Annotated in this window: 17 protein-coding genes and 1 pseudogene; 9 read left to right on the forward strand and 9 right to left on the reverse strand. The window is 41.4% G+C overall.

Annotated elements, in window-relative coordinates; genetic code table 11:
- Positions 1 to 77: 77 nt before the first annotated feature.
- Positions 78 to 779, forward strand: coding sequence for a metal-dependent hydrolase (locus PSH48_RS02795; protein ID WP_024033592.1), 702 nt, complete (start codon positions 78 to 80; stop codon positions 777 to 779).
- 380 nt (positions 780 to 1,159) lie between these two features.
- Entirely contained in the window at positions 1,160 to 1,762 is a 603-nt protein-coding gene (locus PSH48_RS02800) for a thiamine biosynthesis protein ThiC (RefSeq protein ID WP_273610859.1), read from the forward strand.
- 210 nt (positions 1,763 to 1,972) lie between these two features.
- On the opposite strand, the gene PSH48_RS02805 is transcribed toward PSH48_RS02800, so the two are convergent.
- Together PSH48_RS02805 and PSH48_RS02810 are read right to left on the reverse strand one after the other, a co-directional pair.
- Positions 1,973 to 2,929, reverse strand: a complete 957-nt coding sequence (locus PSH48_RS02805) for a 5'-nucleotidase (RefSeq protein ID WP_273610860.1) — start codon at positions 2,927 to 2,929, stop codon at positions 1,973 to 1,975.
- 356 nt (positions 2,930 to 3,285) lie between these two features.
- Entirely contained in the window at positions 3,286 to 3,858 is a 573-nt protein-coding gene (locus PSH48_RS02810; protein WP_443197867.1) for an excalibur calcium-binding domain-containing protein, read from the reverse strand.
- Positions 3,859 to 4,325: 467 nt separating this feature from the next.
- Here PSH48_RS02810 and PSH48_RS02815 point away from each other — a divergent pair, with 467 nt between their 5' ends.
- Both PSH48_RS02815 and PSH48_RS02825 read left to right on the forward strand, forming a co-directional pair.
- Complete coding sequence (locus PSH48_RS02815; protein WP_443197865.1) at positions 4,326 to 4,574, forward strand: trimeric intracellular cation channel family protein; 249 nt, start codon at positions 4,326 to 4,328, stop codon at positions 4,572 to 4,574.
- Positions 4,575 to 4,785: 211 nt separating this feature from the next.
- Positions 4,786 to 5,208: pseudogene (locus PSH48_RS02825) on the forward strand (trimeric intracellular cation channel family protein); the annotation flags it as partial.
- Between the two features lie 70 nt (positions 5,209 to 5,278).
- Here the strand turns inward: PSH48_RS02825 and PSH48_RS02830 are convergent.
- On the reverse strand, positions 5,279 to 5,788 hold the full coding sequence (locus PSH48_RS02830) for a DUF421 domain-containing protein (protein ID WP_273610863.1): 510 nt from the start codon (positions 5,786 to 5,788) through the stop codon (positions 5,279 to 5,281).
- A gap of 185 nt (positions 5,789 to 5,973) precedes the next feature.
- Between PSH48_RS02830 and gloA the strand changes: the two genes are divergently transcribed.
- The gene (gene gloA, locus PSH48_RS02835) at positions 5,974 to 6,501 is read left to right on the forward strand and encodes a lactoylglutathione lyase (protein WP_273610864.1); all 528 of its coding nucleotides are present in this window, start codon (positions 5,974 to 5,976) and stop codon (positions 6,499 to 6,501) included.
- Between the two features lie 84 nt (positions 6,502 to 6,585).
- Here gloA and htpX read toward each other — a convergent pair whose 3' ends face one another.
- From htpX to bioB, 6 genes are all read right to left on the reverse strand, one after another.
- Positions 6,586 to 7,449 (reverse strand): protease HtpX, encoded by an 864-nt coding sequence (htpX, locus tag PSH48_RS02840; protein WP_029773622.1) that lies wholly within the window; start codon positions 7,447 to 7,449, stop codon positions 6,586 to 6,588.
- Between the two features lie 229 nt (positions 7,450 to 7,678).
- Positions 7,679 to 9,250, reverse strand: a complete 1,572-nt coding sequence (locus tag PSH48_RS02845; RefSeq protein ID WP_273610865.1) for an FAD-dependent oxidoreductase — start codon at positions 9,248 to 9,250, stop codon at positions 7,679 to 7,681.
- 145 nt (positions 9,251 to 9,395) lie between these two features.
- Positions 9,396 to 10,079 (reverse strand): dethiobiotin synthase, encoded by a 684-nt coding sequence (bioD, locus tag PSH48_RS02850; protein WP_273610866.1) that lies wholly within the window; start codon positions 10,077 to 10,079, stop codon positions 9,396 to 9,398.
- A 29-nt stretch (positions 10,080 to 10,108) separates the two neighbouring features.
- Positions 10,109 to 11,005: a methyltransferase domain-containing protein gene (locus tag PSH48_RS02855; RefSeq protein WP_273610867.1), complete on the reverse strand. Its 897-nt coding sequence runs from the start codon at positions 11,003 to 11,005 to the stop codon at positions 10,109 to 10,111.
- Positions 11,002 to 12,159 (reverse strand): aminotransferase class I/II-fold pyridoxal phosphate-dependent enzyme, encoded by a 1,158-nt coding sequence (locus PSH48_RS02860; RefSeq protein WP_273610868.1) that lies wholly within the window; start codon positions 12,157 to 12,159, stop codon positions 11,002 to 11,004. Before PSH48_RS02860 ends, PSH48_RS02855 begins: the two co-directional genes overlap by 4 nt.
- A gap of 11 nt (positions 12,160 to 12,170) precedes the next feature.
- Positions 12,171 to 13,211, reverse strand: coding sequence for a biotin synthase BioB (bioB, locus tag PSH48_RS02865; protein WP_004586639.1), 1,041 nt, complete (start codon positions 13,209 to 13,211; stop codon positions 12,171 to 12,173).
- 92 nt (positions 13,212 to 13,303) lie between these two features.
- Between bioB and bioA the strand changes: the two genes are divergently transcribed.
- The 4 genes from bioA (at position 13,304) to PSH48_RS02885 (ending at position 18,122) form a co-directional block, all read left to right on the forward strand.
- The gene (gene bioA, locus PSH48_RS02870; protein ID WP_273610869.1) at positions 13,304 to 14,605 is read left to right on the forward strand and encodes an adenosylmethionine--8-amino-7-oxononanoate transaminase; all 1,302 of its coding nucleotides are present in this window, start codon (positions 13,304 to 13,306) and stop codon (positions 14,603 to 14,605) included.
- Positions 14,606 to 14,768: 163 nt separating this feature from the next.
- Entirely contained in the window at positions 14,769 to 15,581 is an 813-nt protein-coding gene (locus PSH48_RS02875) for a hypothetical protein (protein WP_273610870.1), read from the forward strand.
- Positions 15,582 to 16,622, forward strand: coding sequence for an extracellular solute-binding protein (locus PSH48_RS02880; protein ID WP_004586642.1), 1,041 nt, complete (start codon positions 15,582 to 15,584; stop codon positions 16,620 to 16,622).
- The gene (locus PSH48_RS02885) at positions 16,623 to 18,122 is read left to right on the forward strand and encodes an ABC transporter permease (RefSeq protein ID WP_273610871.1); all 1,500 of its coding nucleotides are present in this window, start codon (positions 16,623 to 16,625) and stop codon (positions 18,120 to 18,122) included.
- Positions 18,123 to 18,129 lie beyond the last annotated feature (7 nt).

Below are 18,129 nucleotides of genomic sequence, written 5' to 3' on the forward strand. Positions count from 1 at the left end.
CCTTACCTTTAAAGTAAATTGAACAATGAACTTTTCAATTGCTAGAATGCCCACCTATTTTTCTATCAAGAGATACAATGGCAAATTTTAATACTCATCTTAATACTGCAGTCATCATCACAGGTTTAGGCTCGGCCACTTTATTAACTGCAGGCCATATTGATTTAAACGGCGCACTTTGGTTATGGTTTTTAGGCTCAATTGGCGGCTTATTACCCGACATAGACTCAGATAACTCAACCTCGCTCAATACTATTTTTAACTTATTCGCACTGAGCGCTGTATTACTGGTGCTGCATTACATAACCACCGAGCTAATAATCGAAATTAGTTTTATTGAGCTAATCGTAGTGCCGTTATTAGTGTACGGGTTTATGAAATACATTATTAGGCCCATTTTTGAATGGATCACCGTGCACAGAGGCAGCTGCCACTCATTATTATTTTTAGTGCTATGCGCGCTGTTAACAACGCAAGTAACGTGGCAACTAAACGAGCAAACAACCACACAAGCAGCCACCTTTGCCTGGTTAACAGGTGGGTTTATTTTAATCGGCGGGTTAATTCATTTATTACTCGATGAAATTTACAGTGTAGATTTAAGCAATGTCACCATTAAACGCTCCTTTGGCACCGCGTTAAAAATAGCCGACTTCGACAATAAATTAATTACCTTGGCATCAATAATTGCCATTGCAGGTTTAATCTATGTAGCCCCGCCTACAGAGCAAACTATTACCGCATTAAGTGATTGGTCGCATTTTAGGCTTTTATCTTAATAAATAATATTTATAAAAATACCCATAAATATTGTTTATGGGTATAAATGTTTTTATTAAGCGATTGTTTTAATCACCTCTCGAATAAACAGCCGCATTAGTTAGACGAAGTAACCCCAGCATTTAATTTAAAAGTTAATTCACAAAAGGATTAGATGCGCTGCGCTTTTAGAGGCTCAACTCAATGCGGCTTTGCCAATTTAAGTTCATTAAAAGCGCAAGTTTTAGCCTATTTGATATTAATTATTATTTTTATTGGTTTTAGTGAAATAATTACCCCGCTTTAGCTGTCTTATAGCAGCAATACTTTCATTTGTTTGATGTATGCAAAGAGACTGCAACTTTTAAAGCGTCAAATATAAAATTATAAGAGGTACATAATGGAATTTACACATAAGCGCACCACCCTAATTACAGCATCGTTATTGTTGGCGTTGGCGATAACCCAGGCTATTTTTACTGCCCTTTACAGTGCTGAAATTAGCTTTTCAAGACAGTATGCATGGGGACTAGAAGCCGTGCTGTTTACTGTGCTTGTGGCCTTTGCAAGTACCACTATGGTGCAAGCTAAAAACGCTCAACTAGGTTGGTCGGCTATCACATTTAGCGCAATACTTAACATAGTACAGGTAAGCATTGGCCTAACGTTGTTTTCAACATTTGGCAAAGTAGCGGGCGCAGTAGAAGGCGCACAACCTTTAATTGGTGGTGTGGTGTCTTTATCATTCATGATTTACTACGCAGCTAAATTATTATTAGGCTTAGCAGCCCTTGTATTTGGCCTATCTTTTATTGCTAAAGGTGGCAAAGCCATTGGCGGCCTTACAGCCCTAGCAGGCGCAGTTGCAATGCTTGCCAATGCAGTATTAATTATTGCTGGGCGTGATGAGTTTTTACCATCAGGCGTTGCTGGTGCATCAGGCATGATTGCAACGTTACTTCTAGCAATCTGCTTATTTAGCCTTAACCGTAAGCAAGACTAAGGTTTAGTGCCTTTTTAGTTAGGTCGTTACTTAAATAAGTTATAAACATCGGCGTGTATTAGGGTTCTAATTCGCCGATGTTTTATGTTTTGAGTCATAGAAATTAAAGTGCCAGCAACCTTAATTATTTATAGCTAGTTCACAAAGAGGTTATGAGGCGCTGCGCTTTAGAGGGCTAATAAAACGTTGGTAATCACCCTAAACACTTTGTTAAAATTCTTTTTCCGCACTATCTTCAGTATTTTTAACACCGAATGGTATATGAACTGACGGAGCAACTGAGCTTGTCGAGCTTAAATGACCAGACTGGTCGTCAAAGAATATATGAGGCTTGAGTACCCCTAATATAAGACCTTTATCAACACCACCTAAAAAGAATGCATCATTTGTCATTACGCCCCACTCATTTAGTGTATTTAAAGCCCTCTCATGTGAAGGCGCATTCCTTGCCGTAACAATTGAAACTCTTAGACGATTACGATAATAAGGTTCTGATTGCTTCTTCTTCTCTTCAATTTTTTGAATTGCTGAGACTTTAACCAAGAACTCTTTTAACGGACCGGGATTATGAGGTTGCAATACATTCTTAGTTTCATGTTCATGAAACTGGCTAAGATCGTTAGTGTTGTGCATAACAGATTCTGATTCATCATCAGCAAGAACACCGTCAAAGTCGAAAGCGATTCGTAAGTCGTCATCATCTTCATCGATAATCGTCGATTGCATTACATGACCTGCCGGATAACCTAACCTTATCGCCTCTTTCACATCAGACGAATTACCTGATAGAAACAAAGAAATACTTAAAGCTGGAATATAGTCATATGGAGATTTACCTTGCATAAAAATCGCACGCGAAATAGGCAAGCCATGATGCTCAATTGATTTCATAACACGAAGCCCTGTATCTGGGTCATTTCGCGACAACAATACAACTTCTACCAGCGGATCTATGTCCGGCTTATCACTCAAATCATTTAGAGAAAGTAGACGTTTAACAAACGAAAATGACACCCCTTTTTCTAAAGGATTATCAATGTTATCAGACTGATATTTACGATATTCCTCTTCACCTTTAGTACGAAAAACATTATCAGACTCAGTTAAATCGAACATTGCACTTGATGCAACGCCAATTACTAACCTTTTACCCAAATCATAGGGCATATATACACTCCAAAATATTAATGATGAACTAATGAGAACTCTAACGCTTTGCTTTGGCTTTGAATCCTTTTACGTCACACTACCCTACTATATTGATTTTATATGTTAACAGCTTATTGAATACCACTTTGGTGGCTTTTAACACCCCAAAACGGCGTATATTATGTTGTTCGATAATTACACCAAACAACTCGTTTATAATCAGACAATAACAATTTCTACTCAGTAGCCTTTGTTATTTAACCCCAAACGCTTTTTAATAATGTTATGGGACAAATTGCAAACTATTGTATTTATATACAGCATACAGTGAAATCTATCTTAAATTTAACTTTTTAACTAATCGGTTTCTAAAATTACCACTCATCTTGGAACCGTGAATCCCTCTCACAGGGGTAACCATCTCTATCGCCATCCATTTTAGTATTCGGGCAGTTATTTATAAAAAACACCGCCTCTGCACGTGAAGTCATTTGGCTGCAGTGCTGCCTGCCATCGCAGGTAAAATTTTGCGTGCTTTTTGGAATAACGCTTTTTGGAATCACGGCTTTTGGGTATTGCTCATCAAAGGTGGCTAAATCGGCGTTGGTAATAACGGGAGTGTGGTTATTAAACTGCTCACTACTTTGATAATGGCTGTATTTATTTACTGCGATAAAGCCAAGTACGGCGATAATGCTAATTGAGGCGACTTTGCCTAAAAAGCTATCGGTAAAATTAGATTTAGCAACACGATGATGGTTTGATTTTTTAGGCGTGACTTTAATTGCAGCTACGCCTTCAATCCGGCAATTAACGGCTTTGGTTTTACCATCGGGCTGTGTAGCGACTTCAAAATAAATGGTGTCGCCCACTTTAGGCTTGCGGCTCATGTGTTTGAGCGCTGAAATGTGTATAGAGGTGTCGTGCTCTAGGGTGTCTGATTTAATAAAACCAAAGCCCTTTTCGTCATTTCACGCTTTTAACAATCCTTTGTTCATGTATTTACCTGTGCTGATTAAGCTGCGATTACGCAAATTCCATTTAAGTTAAGAGTGGTTAGTATACGTTCCTAAATTGCTACCACGCAACCAAATATTCATATTAGGTTAATTTAAACACGCCAATTAGTTGGCAAAACACTTAACCGTATAGGGAAAATACCGAGCTTTGAGCTTTAAAATGCAGCAATAAAATAGCCTGTTTTATTTTATAAATTACGGCCATTTGTCCTTTATTCTACTACTGCTAACTTTTGCGAAGCTATTAGCTTAACAGCTTGTTTACACTCGGTTTTGTTATTAGTTATTTCTATCTGAATTAAGCGTTTTTAGTGTGATTTTTCATTCGTTATTTACATAATTTATCTATACAATCCACACCTTATTTTTACGCACAGATTTCAAGTGATTATCGCATGCTATTAACCGTTGTTTATATTGTTGGTATTACCGCAGAAGCCATGACCGGCGCACTTAGCGCTGGGCGAGTGAAAATTGATTGGTTTGGCGTTCTACTGGTTGCCAGTGCAACGGCAATTGGTGGTGGCAGCGTGCGTGATATTTTACTAGGCAATTACCCACTTACCTGGGTTCAGCACCCAGAGTATCTATCAGGGCGTGCTGACTTTTGTGGGTTGAGATTTGTTCAATCTAAGGGCGATTAAATCGCGGCGCGAGGTTTGTAACCTAGTGGGCTAAGTAAAAACCGAGCAACAATGAGTTAATCGCCCTTAGGAAGAATCCAAAGGGGAGCGCATGTTTGGTCTTTTTGCTGCGTTATCGTCTATTTATGGGGAACAACCACACTGCATAGACTCTGCCTTGCCTAAAACCAAACATTCTGCTGCAAATCCAACCACCAAAGGTCAACACGCCCTAACCTGTATAGCGGGCATTGTTACTACGTGGCTTGCTAAATGGGTGGTTTAATTTTAAGGCATATTTATGCGCTTAGACGCACTGGGGCTTGCGGCGTTTAGTATTATTGGCTGCCAAGTGGGGCTAAATATGGGCCTGCATTACGGTATTTGTGTAGTGGCTGCGGTTATAACCGGTGTATTTGGTGGCTTACTGCGCGATTTAATATGTCGCCAAGCACCTTTAGTACTACATAACGAGCTATACGCGAGTGTATCGTTACTGGTTGCCTGCTTATTCTTGGCACTGCACCATTACAATATTGATGACAACATCAGCATTATTGTAAGCCTTGTTGCAGGCTACTTAATACGTATGGCATCAATTCGCTTTAAGTGGCGTTTACCTACCTTTAGTTTGTTAGAGCAGCACGCTAAATAAATTAGGCTTTAATACAAATTAAGGCAGGTATTAAACCTGCCTTAATTAATATAAGTACTAGCGGCTTACTTTATTGCTCGCTAACATCACTCAGCGCGGTTTTTAACCCACTGTTATTTTGCTTTAGTACACTAAAACTGCCATCGGTTTCTAGCACTACAGCGGCTACATCTTCTATGGCTAATATACCCGCACCACGAATGGCAACGCGAATTTCTGATTTTGTTACCCGCTGCGATTTAAGTGCCGCCGTGCAGTATTCTCCATTACTCAGCAATAGCGTAGGCTCTGCTTTTATTAGCGAAGCAAATTTAGATAAGCGCACACTTAGCCACGTAATAAAATATTGCAGCCCTATTAACACAATAAACGCGAGCATGCCCTCTAGCAGCGCAACGCTTTTTGTAATGATCACCGAGGCTAAAATAGAGCCCAGCGCAATAGTGACAATAAAATCAAACACGTTCCATTTAGAAAGCGTACGCTTACCCGATATACGCAGCCAAAACACCAGCGCTACATAACCCAGCACGCCAATAATAAGTACGCGTATTAAGCCCTGCATATCATCAAAAAACATAGTTACTCCCTGTAGTTAAAATTACGTATAGCCTTTAGTTAAACCGTACATGCTTACAAATTAAAACTGTATGAATAAGATAGGCAATAGTAATTTAAAGCAGTTTAAATTTAGACGATGGTTGATTATGATAACTTAAGCATTATATCTAAGTTTTCGCTTCTTAATTTATACAAAGGATTACCATGTCTAGCTATAACGAATCGCCAGAGCAAATTGAACAGGCCACTAAAGGCTATGTGATGCAGCAAACTATGTTGCGTATTAAAGATCCCAAACCGTCGCTCGAATTTTATCAAAATGTATTAGGTATGAAGCTGTTAGGTAAGTATGACTTTCCTGAAATGAAGTTTACCCTGTACTTTTTAGGCTACGAGCCAGAGCAGCCGCAAGGTGATGATAAAACCAAAGCTAAATGGGTATTTGGTCGCCCTGCGCTAATTGAGCTTACCCATAACTGGGGTACAGAAGATGACGATAGCTTTGAGGGCTACCACAGCGGTAACCAAGAGCCTAAAGGCTTTGGCCATATTGGTATTAGCGTACCCGATGTATACGTAGCCAGTGAGCGCTTTGCAAAGTACGATGTAGAATTAGTTAAAAAGCCAGATGATGGTTCAATGAAGGGCTTAGCATTTATAAAAGACCCTGACGGCTACTGGATAGAAATACTCTCACCTGAGGGCATTACCGATATTATTTTTGGTAAATAACTTTAACCCTTGATAAAAACCGGTTACTACATACTAAAAAGCCAGCTAATTAGCTGGCTTTTGTGTTTTTAAATAAGGGTTAGCTTATTTACGCAGGGCGTCTATTCGCGCATCAAGCGGAGGGTGAGATGAAAACAGTTCAGCCATCCCTTTACCACTTGCTATACCAAAGGCCATCATTGAGCCTTGTAATTGCGATGGGTGATTTTGCTTTAATCGCTCAAGTGCTGAACGCATTTTGTCTGCACCTACTAATTTAGCTGCGCCGCTGTCGGCTGCAAATTCACGCTTACGGCTGTAACTTGCTACCACTATGCTTGCAAGCACACCAAATACAACTTGGAATAACATGTCGAATAAAAAGTAAGACCAGCTACTACCGCCCTCTTCTTCATCGCCATTTAAAAAGTTATCAACTATGCCTGCCAGTACTTTTGCGGCAAATATTACAAAGGTATTTACCACGCCTTGTATTAGCGTAAGCGTTACCATGTCGCCATTAGCAACGTGCGATACTTCGTGGGCAAGTACGGCCTCGGCTTGGTCTTGATTCATGTTATGTAATAAACCTGTGCTAACCGCCACCAGCGAGTTGTTTTTACTTGGGCCGGTTGCAAAGGCGTTCATTTCTGGGCTATCGTAAATTGCTACTTCAGGCATTTTTATACCTGCTTTTTGCGCTTGTGCTGATACAGTTTGTACAAGCCAGTGCTCGGTTTCGGTGCGTGGTTGAGTAATTACCTGTGCGCCTGTTGATTTTTTAGCAATCCACTTAGACATAAATAACGAAATAAACGAGCCACCAAAGCCAAATACAGAGGCTATAAGTAATATTCCGCCAAGGCTACGATGGCTTAAACCCAGCGCGCTCATTATTATTGAAAGCACTACACCTAATACCAACATAACCGCTAGGTTAGTTAATAAAAACAAAAATATACGTTTCATATTGTCCTCACAAAAATAGGTTTGATCACCGAACATAAAATAAAATTAGGTTAAAGCAATCATTACGCTATGACACACTATGTCATGGCGTTGAGGCTATTCTGTGACAAACTATGTCATAACGCAAGGGTTATTTGCAGGTTTATTAATAAATTTTTTGAGGAGTTTAAAAAGGGAGTAAAGTGTGGCGTAACACAATTATTAAACCTCGTTACGCCAATAAAAACAATTAGTTGCTGGTTATTCCGCTACTTGTAATGCAATTATTAATCGTTGCCATATCTGTAGGAAAACCGCGCTCTTTTGCAAGCAATTGTGCCACCTTGGTTATATCTGCATGATTGTGTTGTTGAAGATACGTCCACTGGTGATGTGTACGATGCTCATTTATGTGCGCATCGTCGCTTATTAGGCCAAGTTTAGTAAATTCAGCCACTATTTCATCGGCAGCGATTAAGGTAGATGACGCTTTGACGTTTTCTGCACGTGCGTAGCTAATATGCGAATATAAGCTAACATCGGCGACGCGCAAGGTGTCGTCTTCTCCTGGGATTTGCTGGCCACCAAACAAGGCATTGTTTTGCGTGTTGGCGTTTTTAAATGCCGGAACAAACTCGGCTACATAATCAATGGCTTTTTGACTACGTGCTTTTAGTACTTGCTGATCCCACCCATTGTTTATGTAATTTAAGTATTTAGCTGGCAATTGCGGCTGTGCACTTTGCTCGTTGGTATCGGCTAGGCCATCGTTAAACAAGGTAATTGAGTTGGTCATACCATGAATTTGATAATAGCCATTAGGATAAGGCGTTAGCTGTGCCATGCCCTCTGGCGTGCCACGGTTACCATAAATAATAATTTCTGGAATTTGCCCGCCAGCACCTTGCCAATGCGTAATGTAAGAGGCTTTAAATTCGACCATACGTTTGGCCTCTACACCTACCATGTCATCTACAATACCGGTTTGAAAGCCGCAGGCATTAATAAGGTAGTCTACCTCTAGTGTTTGCGTAGTGTCACTTTGGTTGTTTTGGTATTCAATTTTCCAGGTTGGCGATTGGTTATTGGCACTGGTTTGCTCAACTTGGCTAACTTGCTTTACCTCTGTGCTGGTAAGTACATTAGCGTGTTCGTACTGGGCAAGCGCAAGTTGGGCGCTGGCCGATAACCTAAAAATATTCCACCCGTATTCTTGAGCAACAATTAGCGGGTATTTTACTTTGTTTAAGTTTAGGTGCTTAGCAACGGGGATCATCCACTCATCTAGCGTTTTAGGCTCACTAACCTGCTCTTTTTTACTCAGCGCTATCATTTGTTCATGGCTATACAGCTGGTAGTAATTGTCGGGCTCGCCAAGTACTTTGTTGTTAGGATCTTGCTCAACTAACTCTTTATACGCGTTGGTGATTTTATTTAATCGTGGTAGTAAATCATCGGGTGAGTCGTCATCGCGCGTTGGCACTGCAAACACGGTTGGGCGTACATCTATGGTGTAGGGGTATAGGCGTAAAATATCGATACATTGCTTGAGTAAATCTATGCAGTCTTCGTCTGGTATTTCACGGTATAAATTACCACCAGCGTGTAAATGGCACATAGGTGGGCCATCTATAAGTGACTTTTTTTTCTCAAAAATAGTGGTATGAATCCCTAGCGCTGCTAATCGAATAGCTATTGTTGCCCCTGCTGTGCCGCCACCTAAAATGCCCACACGGGTTTTAGGCTGAGCACTTGGCTTTACCTCGGGTTCCCCCGTTACCTGTGTGTTTTGAGCGAAGCGTTTAATATATGGGTGCGTCATGTAGCGGTTTATTTCCTTAGTAACAATAGCTTTAACTTGTAATATGTGTACTAAAGGGGGTAATTTCAAGGCGTAAATACAATTAATAAGCTCATGTATTTAATATAAAAACTGCTTTGCATTTAAAAAGGCAAAGCAGCCACAATTAGCTTTGTATATTGAGGGTATTAAGTAAGGTTTTGTATATTTGCAGTTTAGGGGTCTGCTCGCTGTATGGGCTTATAGCCAAAATAGGAAATGGCAAGCGTGCTTTTAACGAATCAAGGTTAGCTTGGTATTCGTCCATATTTGGGTCTACTTGGTTGGCAATCCAGCCTACACAGTTAATACCTAAACTTTGCATATGGGCAGCGGTAAGTAAAGCATGGTTTAAACAGCCTAGTTTCATGCCTACTACTAAAATTACGGGTAGTTGCTCGGCCTTAACCCAATCATATAAATAATCGGTGTTATTAATTGGTAGTGCCCAGCCACCAGCGCCTTCGGTTAGGTGGTAATCGGCACCTTGTTGTTTGAGTGTTGAGTACGCTGCGCTTAGTTTATCGAGCGTAATGGTTACCCCTACTTGCTCTGCGGCTATGTGCGGCGCAATGGGCGGCGCAAAGGCAAAGGGGTTTATTACATCGTATTTGGCACTGACCGTGGCGCTTTCCATTAGCATTAGTGCATCGGCATTAACTAGCTGATCAAACGCCATTTCGCAGCCTGCGGCAAGTGGCTTAAAGCCAATTGCGTTTTTTTTATGTTGGGCAAGTAGCTTTAATAGCAAACTAGTCACGTGGGTTTTTCCGGCGTCGGTGTCGGTACCGGTGATAAAAAATTCTTTCATTTTACTGCCTTGATTAATTTTAGTATTAGCTACTCATGGCTTTTTTGTAATGATAACAATACCACATGGTAAGATACACACGCTTGATTGTTTAAAAGCGGATACGCATTGCATACCCGTTGTAGCGCCGACTTAGTTAATAACCCTTGGCGTGAATTAGCATGATTTTGCGTTGTAGCACCAATGGCTTTAATAGATTTAATGGCTTTTAACGGGCTTGAATAACAATCGGTATAAATTACTTTTTGCGAGCTATTAATACTAAACCCCGCATTTTGGACCGACTGATTTATATAAGCGTGTGTATTAAAGGTATTTATATGGCTGCGGTTATCAAGCGCTGCAAACGCTGTTTTAATTTCGTTAAGCGAGCCCGCCACTACGGTACTTATATAAGCATGTCCACCAGGCTTTAAGCTTTTATAAAGCGCCTGCATTAATTTTTCAAAATTAGCCGACCACTGCACTGCAAAATTACTAAATATGGCGTCAATACTGTTGGCTTGTAGCGGCAGGTTATCCATATCGGCGCAAATTTTTGGGTTAGTTAATGCAGCGCTTTTAAGCATGTTTAAGCTTAAATCTATCGCGATTACTTGGCCGTATTGTTTGCTCAGCTGCGAGGTATTAACCAGTGGGCCAGCTCCTAAATCTACACAGCGCTTATTTTGGTTGTATGACTGGGAGTTTATTAATTTAAATAAATCGCTTGCTGCCTGTTTTTGTACATTGGCATGGCTGTTGTACTGCTCAGCTGCTTTAGAAAACTTATCATTCGCCCCCTTTTTAAGCGCTGTATGAGGGCGTACTTGCTCAGCACTTTGTATTTGCGCACAGTTTTTTGATGCCCCATTTATAGGTAAAAGCGCGGGCTTTTTATTTAAAGCTTGTTTGCTGTGGGTATGAGCTAAAGCCTGCGCAATCATGCTATGGCGCCTTTTAAGTGCTCAACAAGTGCTGTTATATCTGAATGGGTATGCGCCGATGTTAAGGTTACACGTAACCGCGCGGTATTGTGCGCAACCGTAGGTGGGCGAATAGCAGTTAGCCAAATACCCTGCTGTTTAAGCCTTTGTGCTGCGTGTAACGTTTGCTCGGCGCAGCCAAGTACAATGGGCTGAATAGCAGTGTTTGACTCCATTACCGCAATGGCGTGTTGTTTACAAAGCTGCTTAAAAAAAGCAATGTTACTACTGAGCTGCTCGCGTTTAACATCTGCACATTTAATGGATTGCAAGCGCGTAAGCGTAAGTGATGCCATAAGCGGCGACATAGCGGTTGAATACGTGTAGTCGCGGTTAAACTGCAGCATGTAATTAATAAATTCATTATTTGCTAATACACAGGCCCCGCTGCTTGCTACTGCTTTTCCAAAGGTAATAACCAGTATATCGGGAAGTGCTAAGCCTTCATCTAATAATGCCTCACAGCTACCTAAACCGGTTTTACCTAGTGCGCCAAAACCATGTGCATCGTCAATCATAAGCCAGGCATTGTGCTCTTTAGCTAAAGCAAGCAGCTCTTTTATGGGGGCGGTGTCGCCATCCATCGAAAACACCCCTTCGCTAATAATTAGCTTATTGTGTGCTTTTGATTTTTCGAGCCGCGAACGTAAATGCTTTAAATCATTATGGTTAAAGCGGATCAATGCGGCATTTGAGTGCATTGCGCCGTCAATCAAACTGGCGTGGTTGAGTTTATCTTGAAAAATTGCACTGTTTTGCGCCGCACTTTTATCGTTAAACAGCGCTTTAATTACACTGCTATTTGCACTAAAGCCCGAGTTAAACAACATGCCAGCTTCGTAGCCAAGTGCACTACATAAGTGTTGCTCAAGCTGTTGTTGCTGCGCCTGATACCCAGTTACTAAGGGTGAGCTGTGGCTACCGAGTACGTTGTTCTGCTCAAGGTTAATACTGCAATCACCAAAGCCTAGGTAATCATTACTGGCAAAATTAAGGTACGTTGCGTTATTTACCGTAATAGTACGTGCTGTAGCGCGCTGCACCACATGGCGTTTACGTAATAGCGCATGTTGCTGTTGTTGCTGCAAATGCGTATTTAAAAATTCAAATGGCATAAAGGGTAAGCTTAGGCTTCGTAAAATAAGGCTGAGGTTGCTTTATCGGCCACTTGCGATGACAGTGATGCGGCAACGGCTTCGTCTGAGTAGTCTTGGTGTTTTTCTGGGTTCATGCCTAATTTTTTAATTAGCTTCATGTCGGCATCGGCCTCTGGGTTTTCGGTGGTGAGTAGCTTATCACCATAAAATATTGAGTTAGCGCCTGCAAAAAAGCACATTGATTGCATTTGCTCGTTCATGGCGCTGCGACCTGCCGATAAACGCACATAGCTGTGTGGCATCATAATACGGGCAGTTGCTATAGTACGTATAAATTCAAAATGATCTAAATCGTCTACGTTTTCAAGCGGTGTGCCTTTTACTTTTACCAGCATATTAATAGGTACGCTTTCTGGTTGTTGTGGTAAATTTGCCAGCTGCATTAATAAACCGTAACGATCGCTTGCTTGCTCGCCCATACCAACAATACCGCCTGAGCATACTTTCATGCCGGCATCACGTACGTGATCTATGGTATTTAATCTGTCTTCAAAGGTACGCGTAGATATAATTTGCTCGTAATATTCAGGCGAAGTGTCAAGGTTATGATTGTAGTAATCAAGCCCTGCACTACTTAGTTCATGTGCTTTTTCGTTGGTAAGTTTACCAAGTGTCATACAGGTTTCTAGGCCAAGTTCTTTTACTTCTTTTACCATTTTAGAAATATACGGCATGTCTCTGTCTTTTGGATCTGACCATGCTGCGCCCATACAAAAACGGGTTGCGCCTTTTTGTTTAGCTAGGCGTGCTTGCTCTACCACTTTTTCTACTTCTAGTAGGCGCTCGCGCTCTAAATCGGTTTTATAATGCCCCGATTGCGGACAGTATTTACAATCCTCTGGGCAAGCCCCTGTTTTAATAGATAATAAAGTAGATATTTGTACTTCGTTAGGATTAAAGTTAGCGCGATGAACCGATGCCGCCTTAAATAATAAATCGTTAAATGGCATTTCAAATAATGCCTTTACTTGGGCGTGGGTCCAATCGTGGCGAACAGGTGCAAGTTCCATAGTAGTCTCTTATTTTTCTCAGTGGTGATGTTGGATTAGTCTACGTCTTGAAGTACCATTGTCAACGAAACCCACCACGTTAAAGTTTACATATGAATAAAAAACAAACGATTGACCTTGATTTTGATCGTGACCATATTTGGCACCCTTACACATCAATGACACAGCCTATTCCGGTTTACCCTGTTACTCATGCAAATCATAATTTAATTTACCTAGAAACCGGCGAGCAACTCATTGATGGCATGGCCTCATGGTGGAGCGCAATTCATGGCTATAATCATCCGGTATTAAATAACGCCATGGTTGAACAAATTAATAGTATGAGCCATGTAATGTTTGGCGGCATTACCCATAACAGCGCGGTAGAGCTGTGTAAAAGGCTTATTACAATTACCCCAAAAAGTTTAACTAAGGTGTTTTTAGCCGATAGCGGATCGGTAAGTGTAGAAGTAGCGATTAAAATGGCGCTGCAATATTGGTTAAGCCAAGGGTTTACACACAAGCAAAAATTAATGACGCCGTATAAGGGTTATCATGGTGATACATTTGCCGCTATGAGCGTGTGCGATCCAGTTAATTCTATGCACAGTTTATATAAAGGTTTTTTACCAGAGCATGTGTTTGTACCCGCTCCTGTGAGTAAATTTGATGGCGAGTTTAACCAAGCAGAAGCCAAAACGCTTGAACAATACTTTAAAACGCACCACCACGAGGTTGCCGCCTTTATTATTGAGCCCATAGTACAAAACGCCGGCGGCATGAACTTTTATCACCCCGCGTATTTAGCCTGCGTTCGTAAATTATGCACACAATATAATGTATTACTGATTTGTGATGAAATAGCCACAGGGTTTGGCCGCACAGGTAAATTATTTGCTGTAGAACACGCTAATATAGAGCCCGATATTTTATGTATTGGTAAAGCCCTTACCGGTGGCTCAATGACCCTTTCAGCTACATTAACCAGTGATAAAATAGCCATAGGCATTAGTGAAGGCGAAGCCGGCGTTTTGATGCACGGACCTACATTTATGGGCAACCCGCTTGCCTGTGCGGTTGCGTGCGCCAGTATAGATTTACTTTTAGCGCAGGATTGGCAACAACGCATTAGCGATATAAACACTCAACTACAACAGCTTAAAAAGTGCAATGAATTAGATGCTGTTGCCAATGTGCGTACCTTAGGCGCAATAGGTGTTGTAGAGCTAACTGATGCTGCTGGCAATGTAGATGTTGCTAAAATTCAAGCCTTTTTTGTAGAACAAGGCGTATGGATTAGACCCTTTGGTAAACTTATTTACCTAATGCCCCCGTATATAAGTGACTCAGCCAGTATAAACACCTTATGTGATGCCATTTACACTGCAATTGCAGGTAAGCATTACTGCTAAGCGTTAAATTATACCTAAGAGGCATAGTCATTATTTGCCTGTTAGGTATTAATTTTGCTCAGGTTTTGAGCTTTGCATTGACGTATTTGTTATATTGATTTTAGTAAATATTACGGATATGATAATGTCTATCATTTACAATTACCTTTTCGGACTCTTTACTATGAAACACCTTTCTAAATCTGTAAAAACATTAGGTGCAAGCTTATTGTTAGCTTCTGCTTTTGTAACGCAACCGGCGCTAGCTAACGGCCCAATTGGTGAGCACGTAAACCATTTACAAGAAAACATTAAAGACTATTCAGAAGAAGTTGAATGGATTGTTGGTAAAGTAGACACCATGGTAACTGACTACAGCAAAAGCGGTGCTAAGGCTGTAAACAGCGACGATTTTATTGAATATTGGGAGTCGGTTAAGTTTCACAGCGCCATTGAAACTAACTTTGTGCCTGTATATGCCTCAATTTGGCAAGGTATTTATGGTGTAAAAATGGCCATTGATAACAACAAGCCTGCCCAAGAAGTGCGCAATCAGCAAAAAGCCATGAACATAGCCTTGTGGCAAGGTCTTGGTGCTGTTAAGCTTGCGGCAAAATTCCAGCAAAAAGGCTTACTTGATACAGTTAAAGCCACTGCTACAGAAGGCATGACCCAAAGTGCCACCATTGACGAAATCAAGCACAAGCTTGACCGTGTTGTTGCTAAATTTGCAGAGCGCTTAAACGAAGAAGCCACTGAAATTGTTCACGATACGTATTTACACCTTTTTGAAGGCGTAGAAGGTACGCTTATCGAACAAGATGCAAAACTAGTAGAAGTGCTGGAAAAAGATTTTAACGTAACACTACCGCAAACAATTAAAAGCGCTAAAAGCGTTGATGAAGTACGTGACGTGGTAAGTGATATGCACACTAAATTAGACCGCGCTAAAACGCTAATAGAAAAAGCGGAGAAGTCGCGTAAGGATGTTTTTTAAGTGAAGCGTAGGACCTTTATACAAGGCCTAGCTGCGTTAGGGGTTGTTGGCGCTTTGCCACTGCCCCTTTCTCGCGCACTAGCTGCCGATATAGCAAACCCAGTTTCTGTTGATAATTTACCAAAGCTTAAAGGTGATTTAACCTTATACCTAGGCCGTGGTGAAGGTGGTTTGTATGAAAATGTATTACAAGCGATTCAGAAAAAAAATCCTGACTTTAACTTAGCTATTCGCCGCGGTCCGACTGCTGCACTTGCCAATACTATTGTGGCAGAGGCAAAGGCAGGTGTACGCCGTGCCGATTTATTTTGGGCGGTTGACTCAGGCGCTATTGGCCTAGTTACCGATGCAGGCCTTGCAAAGCCCCTACCGAGTGATTTATCTGCACAGTTACAACCACAATTTAGATACGATCAATGGGCGCCGGTTACCGGTCGGATCAGAACCTTACCGTATAACACATCGCGTTTAACTAAAGATCAAATTCCAACAAGCATAATGGACATTGCAGATAGCGATTTATCAATTGGTTGGGCCCCTGCTTATGCATCGTTTCAATCGTTTGTTACCGCTATGCGTATTTTAGAAGGCGATGATAAAACTGCTAAATGGCTTAAAAAAGTTAAAAAGCGCGCTAAAACATACGCCGGTGAACTCGGTGTTGTAATGGCAGTAGAACGTGGTGAAGTAGATATTGGTTTTGCTAATCACTACTACACGCTGCGTCTTAAATCGGGTAAACCAGATGCTAAATTAGACTTAGCCTTTACCGAACAAGATGCAGGTTGTTTAGTCAATGCCTCGGGTATTTTAACGCTAAACGATGACCCACTTGCTACTAATTTTATGCGTTACTTATTAAGCGAAGAAGTACAAGGTTATTTAGCCCGAGAAGCGTATGAAATACCGCTTGTTAATGGCATTACTCAACCGGCAGGCTTACCGTCGCTGAGTGACATATCTCCACCAAAGGTTGATTTAACTCAACTTGCGGATTTACGCCCCACCATCAACTTGATGCGCAACAACGGCGTTTTATAAATGCGAATACCTGCTTCTTACCCAATGGCGCTGCTTGCAGCGCTCATTACGATTACCCCTGTTTATATTTTAATTACCCTTGCTAGCGACTCCAGTACCCTTTTTGACAGTCATAATTTAAAAATACTGGGCAATACGTTATCGCTAATGGGCTTAACCGTATTAGGCTCAATTCTGATTGGGGTACCACTGGCTTTTATAAGTGCTTATGTGCATTTGCCTTTTAAAAAAATATGGCTGGTGATTTTTGCCGCACCCTTGGCTATTCCAAGTTATATTGGCGCATTTACTTTGTACGCTGCGTTTGGCCCAGGGGGTGAAATAAATAACCTACTTGGCTTTAAAACCCCACCCATGTACGGGTTAAGCGGTGCAGCCATTGTAATGACCTTGTATACCTTCCCTTTTGTAATGATGACCACACGCTCATCATTGCTCAGTTTAGATGCCAGCATGGTAAATGCAGCGCGCACCTTGGGTATGTCGATGACACAAAGTGTGTTTAAAGTAATTTTACCCCGTGTAGTTAACGGTATTGCAGCGGGCTCATTATTAGTGGCGCTGTATACACTTTCAGACTTTGGTACACCCGCAATGATGCGCCTAGATACCTTTACCCGGGTAATTTATGTAGAATACAATGCGTTTGCATTAGGGCGCGCCGCGATGTTGTCGCTGCAATTAATGGTTATTGTTGGCTTTTTACTTTTAATAGAATCACAAATAAAAACCGCCTCTGAACGACACGGTCGCCCACTGGTTTTATTTCCAACTAAATGGCAAATAACCGCAATGATTGCTGCGTTTGGCCCTATTTTATTGTTAGCTATTGGGTTACCGCTGGCGATATTTTTTGTTTGGCTAGCACGCGATGGTTACAACAATTTTGACTTTAGCATAGCGTGGAACTCAGCGTATGCCTCAGCCATTGCTGCCATAGTGGCGGTTATTGTGGCTATTCCTGTTGCTCATGCCGCATTAAGCGGAAAAGCCGGCAGAATAATGGAGCGTGTTACTTATTTTGGTTTTGGTATTCCTGGCATTGTGATGGGCACCGCGCTGGTATATGGCGGCTTGCAACTCCCGTTTTTATATCAAACATTAGCGCTTCTAATTATTGCTTACATGCTACGATTTTTACCGCTTGCCGTTGGCTCTATTCGCACCAGTACAGAGCATTTAGATCAAAGCTTAATAAAGTCGGCGCGCGTATTAGGCGCAAGCCCGCGTGAAGCCTTTACTCGCATTACCCTGCCGCTAACAATGCGTGGTATTATTGCCGGTGCTGCATTGGTATTTTTAGAATCAATGCGCGAGCTTGAAGCAACGCTATTGCTAGGCCCGACCGGGTTCGAAACCCTTTCAACCTATTTATGGCGTGTGTACGAAGCCGGTTACTTTGGCCGTGCTGCCATTCCCGGATTATTGTTAGTGGTGATTTCTGCCTGTGGCTTAGCTATTATGATGTCTGGCGAAAAACGTAACCAACTCGAACATTGAGGATTTA

It is taken from the genome of Pseudoalteromonas sp. Angola-4 (assembly GCF_028599265.1).
Lineage (GTDB): Bacteria > Pseudomonadota > Gammaproteobacteria > Enterobacterales > Alteromonadaceae > Pseudoalteromonas > Pseudoalteromonas atlantica.

What these genes read in the sequence shown, in the direction of transcription:
- PSH48_RS02795 (WP_024033592.1), top strand. Translation starts at nt 78, where the DNA reads ATGGCAAATTTTAATACTCATCTTAATACTGCAGTCATCATCACAGGT.
- PSH48_RS02800 (WP_273610859.1), top strand. Translation starts at nt 1,160, where the DNA reads ATGGAATTTACACATAAGCGCACCACCCTAATTACAGCATCGTTATTG.
- PSH48_RS02805 (WP_273610860.1), bottom strand. Translation starts at nt 2,929, where the DNA reads ATGCCCTATGATTTGGGTAAAAGGTTAGTAATTGGCGTTGCATCAAGT.
- PSH48_RS02815 (WP_443197865.1), top strand. Translation starts at nt 4,326, where the DNA reads ATGCTATTAACCGTTGTTTATATTGTTGGTATTACCGCAGAAGCCATG.
- PSH48_RS02830 (WP_273610863.1), bottom strand. Translation starts at nt 5,788, where the DNA reads ATGTTTTTTGATGATATGCAGGGCTTAATACGCGTACTTATTATTGGC.
- gloA (WP_273610864.1), top strand. Translation starts at nt 5,974, where the DNA reads ATGTCTAGCTATAACGAATCGCCAGAGCAAATTGAACAGGCCACTAAA.
- htpX (WP_029773622.1), bottom strand. Translation starts at nt 7,449, where the DNA reads ATGAAACGTATATTTTTGTTTTTATTAACTAACCTAGCGGTTATGTTG.
- PSH48_RS02845 (WP_273610865.1), bottom strand. Translation starts at nt 9,250, where the DNA reads ATGACGCACCCATATATTAAACGCTTCGCTCAAAACACACAGGTAACG.
- bioD (WP_273610866.1), bottom strand. Translation starts at nt 10,079, where the DNA reads ATGAAAGAATTTTTTATCACCGGTACCGACACCGACGCCGGAAAAACC.
- PSH48_RS02855 (WP_273610867.1), bottom strand. Translation starts at nt 11,005, where the DNA reads ATGATTGCGCAGGCTTTAGCTCATACCCACAGCAAACAAGCTTTAAAT.
- PSH48_RS02860 (WP_273610868.1), bottom strand. Translation starts at nt 12,159, where the DNA reads ATGCCATTTGAATTTTTAAATACGCATTTGCAGCAACAACAGCAACAT.
- bioB (WP_004586639.1), bottom strand. Translation starts at nt 13,211, where the DNA reads ATGGAACTTGCACCTGTTCGCCACGATTGGACCCACGCCCAAGTAAAG.
- bioA (WP_273610869.1), top strand. Translation starts at nt 13,304, where the DNA reads ATGAATAAAAAACAAACGATTGACCTTGATTTTGATCGTGACCATATT.
- PSH48_RS02875 (WP_273610870.1), top strand. Translation starts at nt 14,769, where the DNA reads ATGAAACACCTTTCTAAATCTGTAAAAACATTAGGTGCAAGCTTATTG.
- PSH48_RS02885 (WP_273610871.1), top strand. Translation starts at nt 16,623, where the DNA reads ATGCGAATACCTGCTTCTTACCCAATGGCGCTGCTTGCAGCGCTCATT.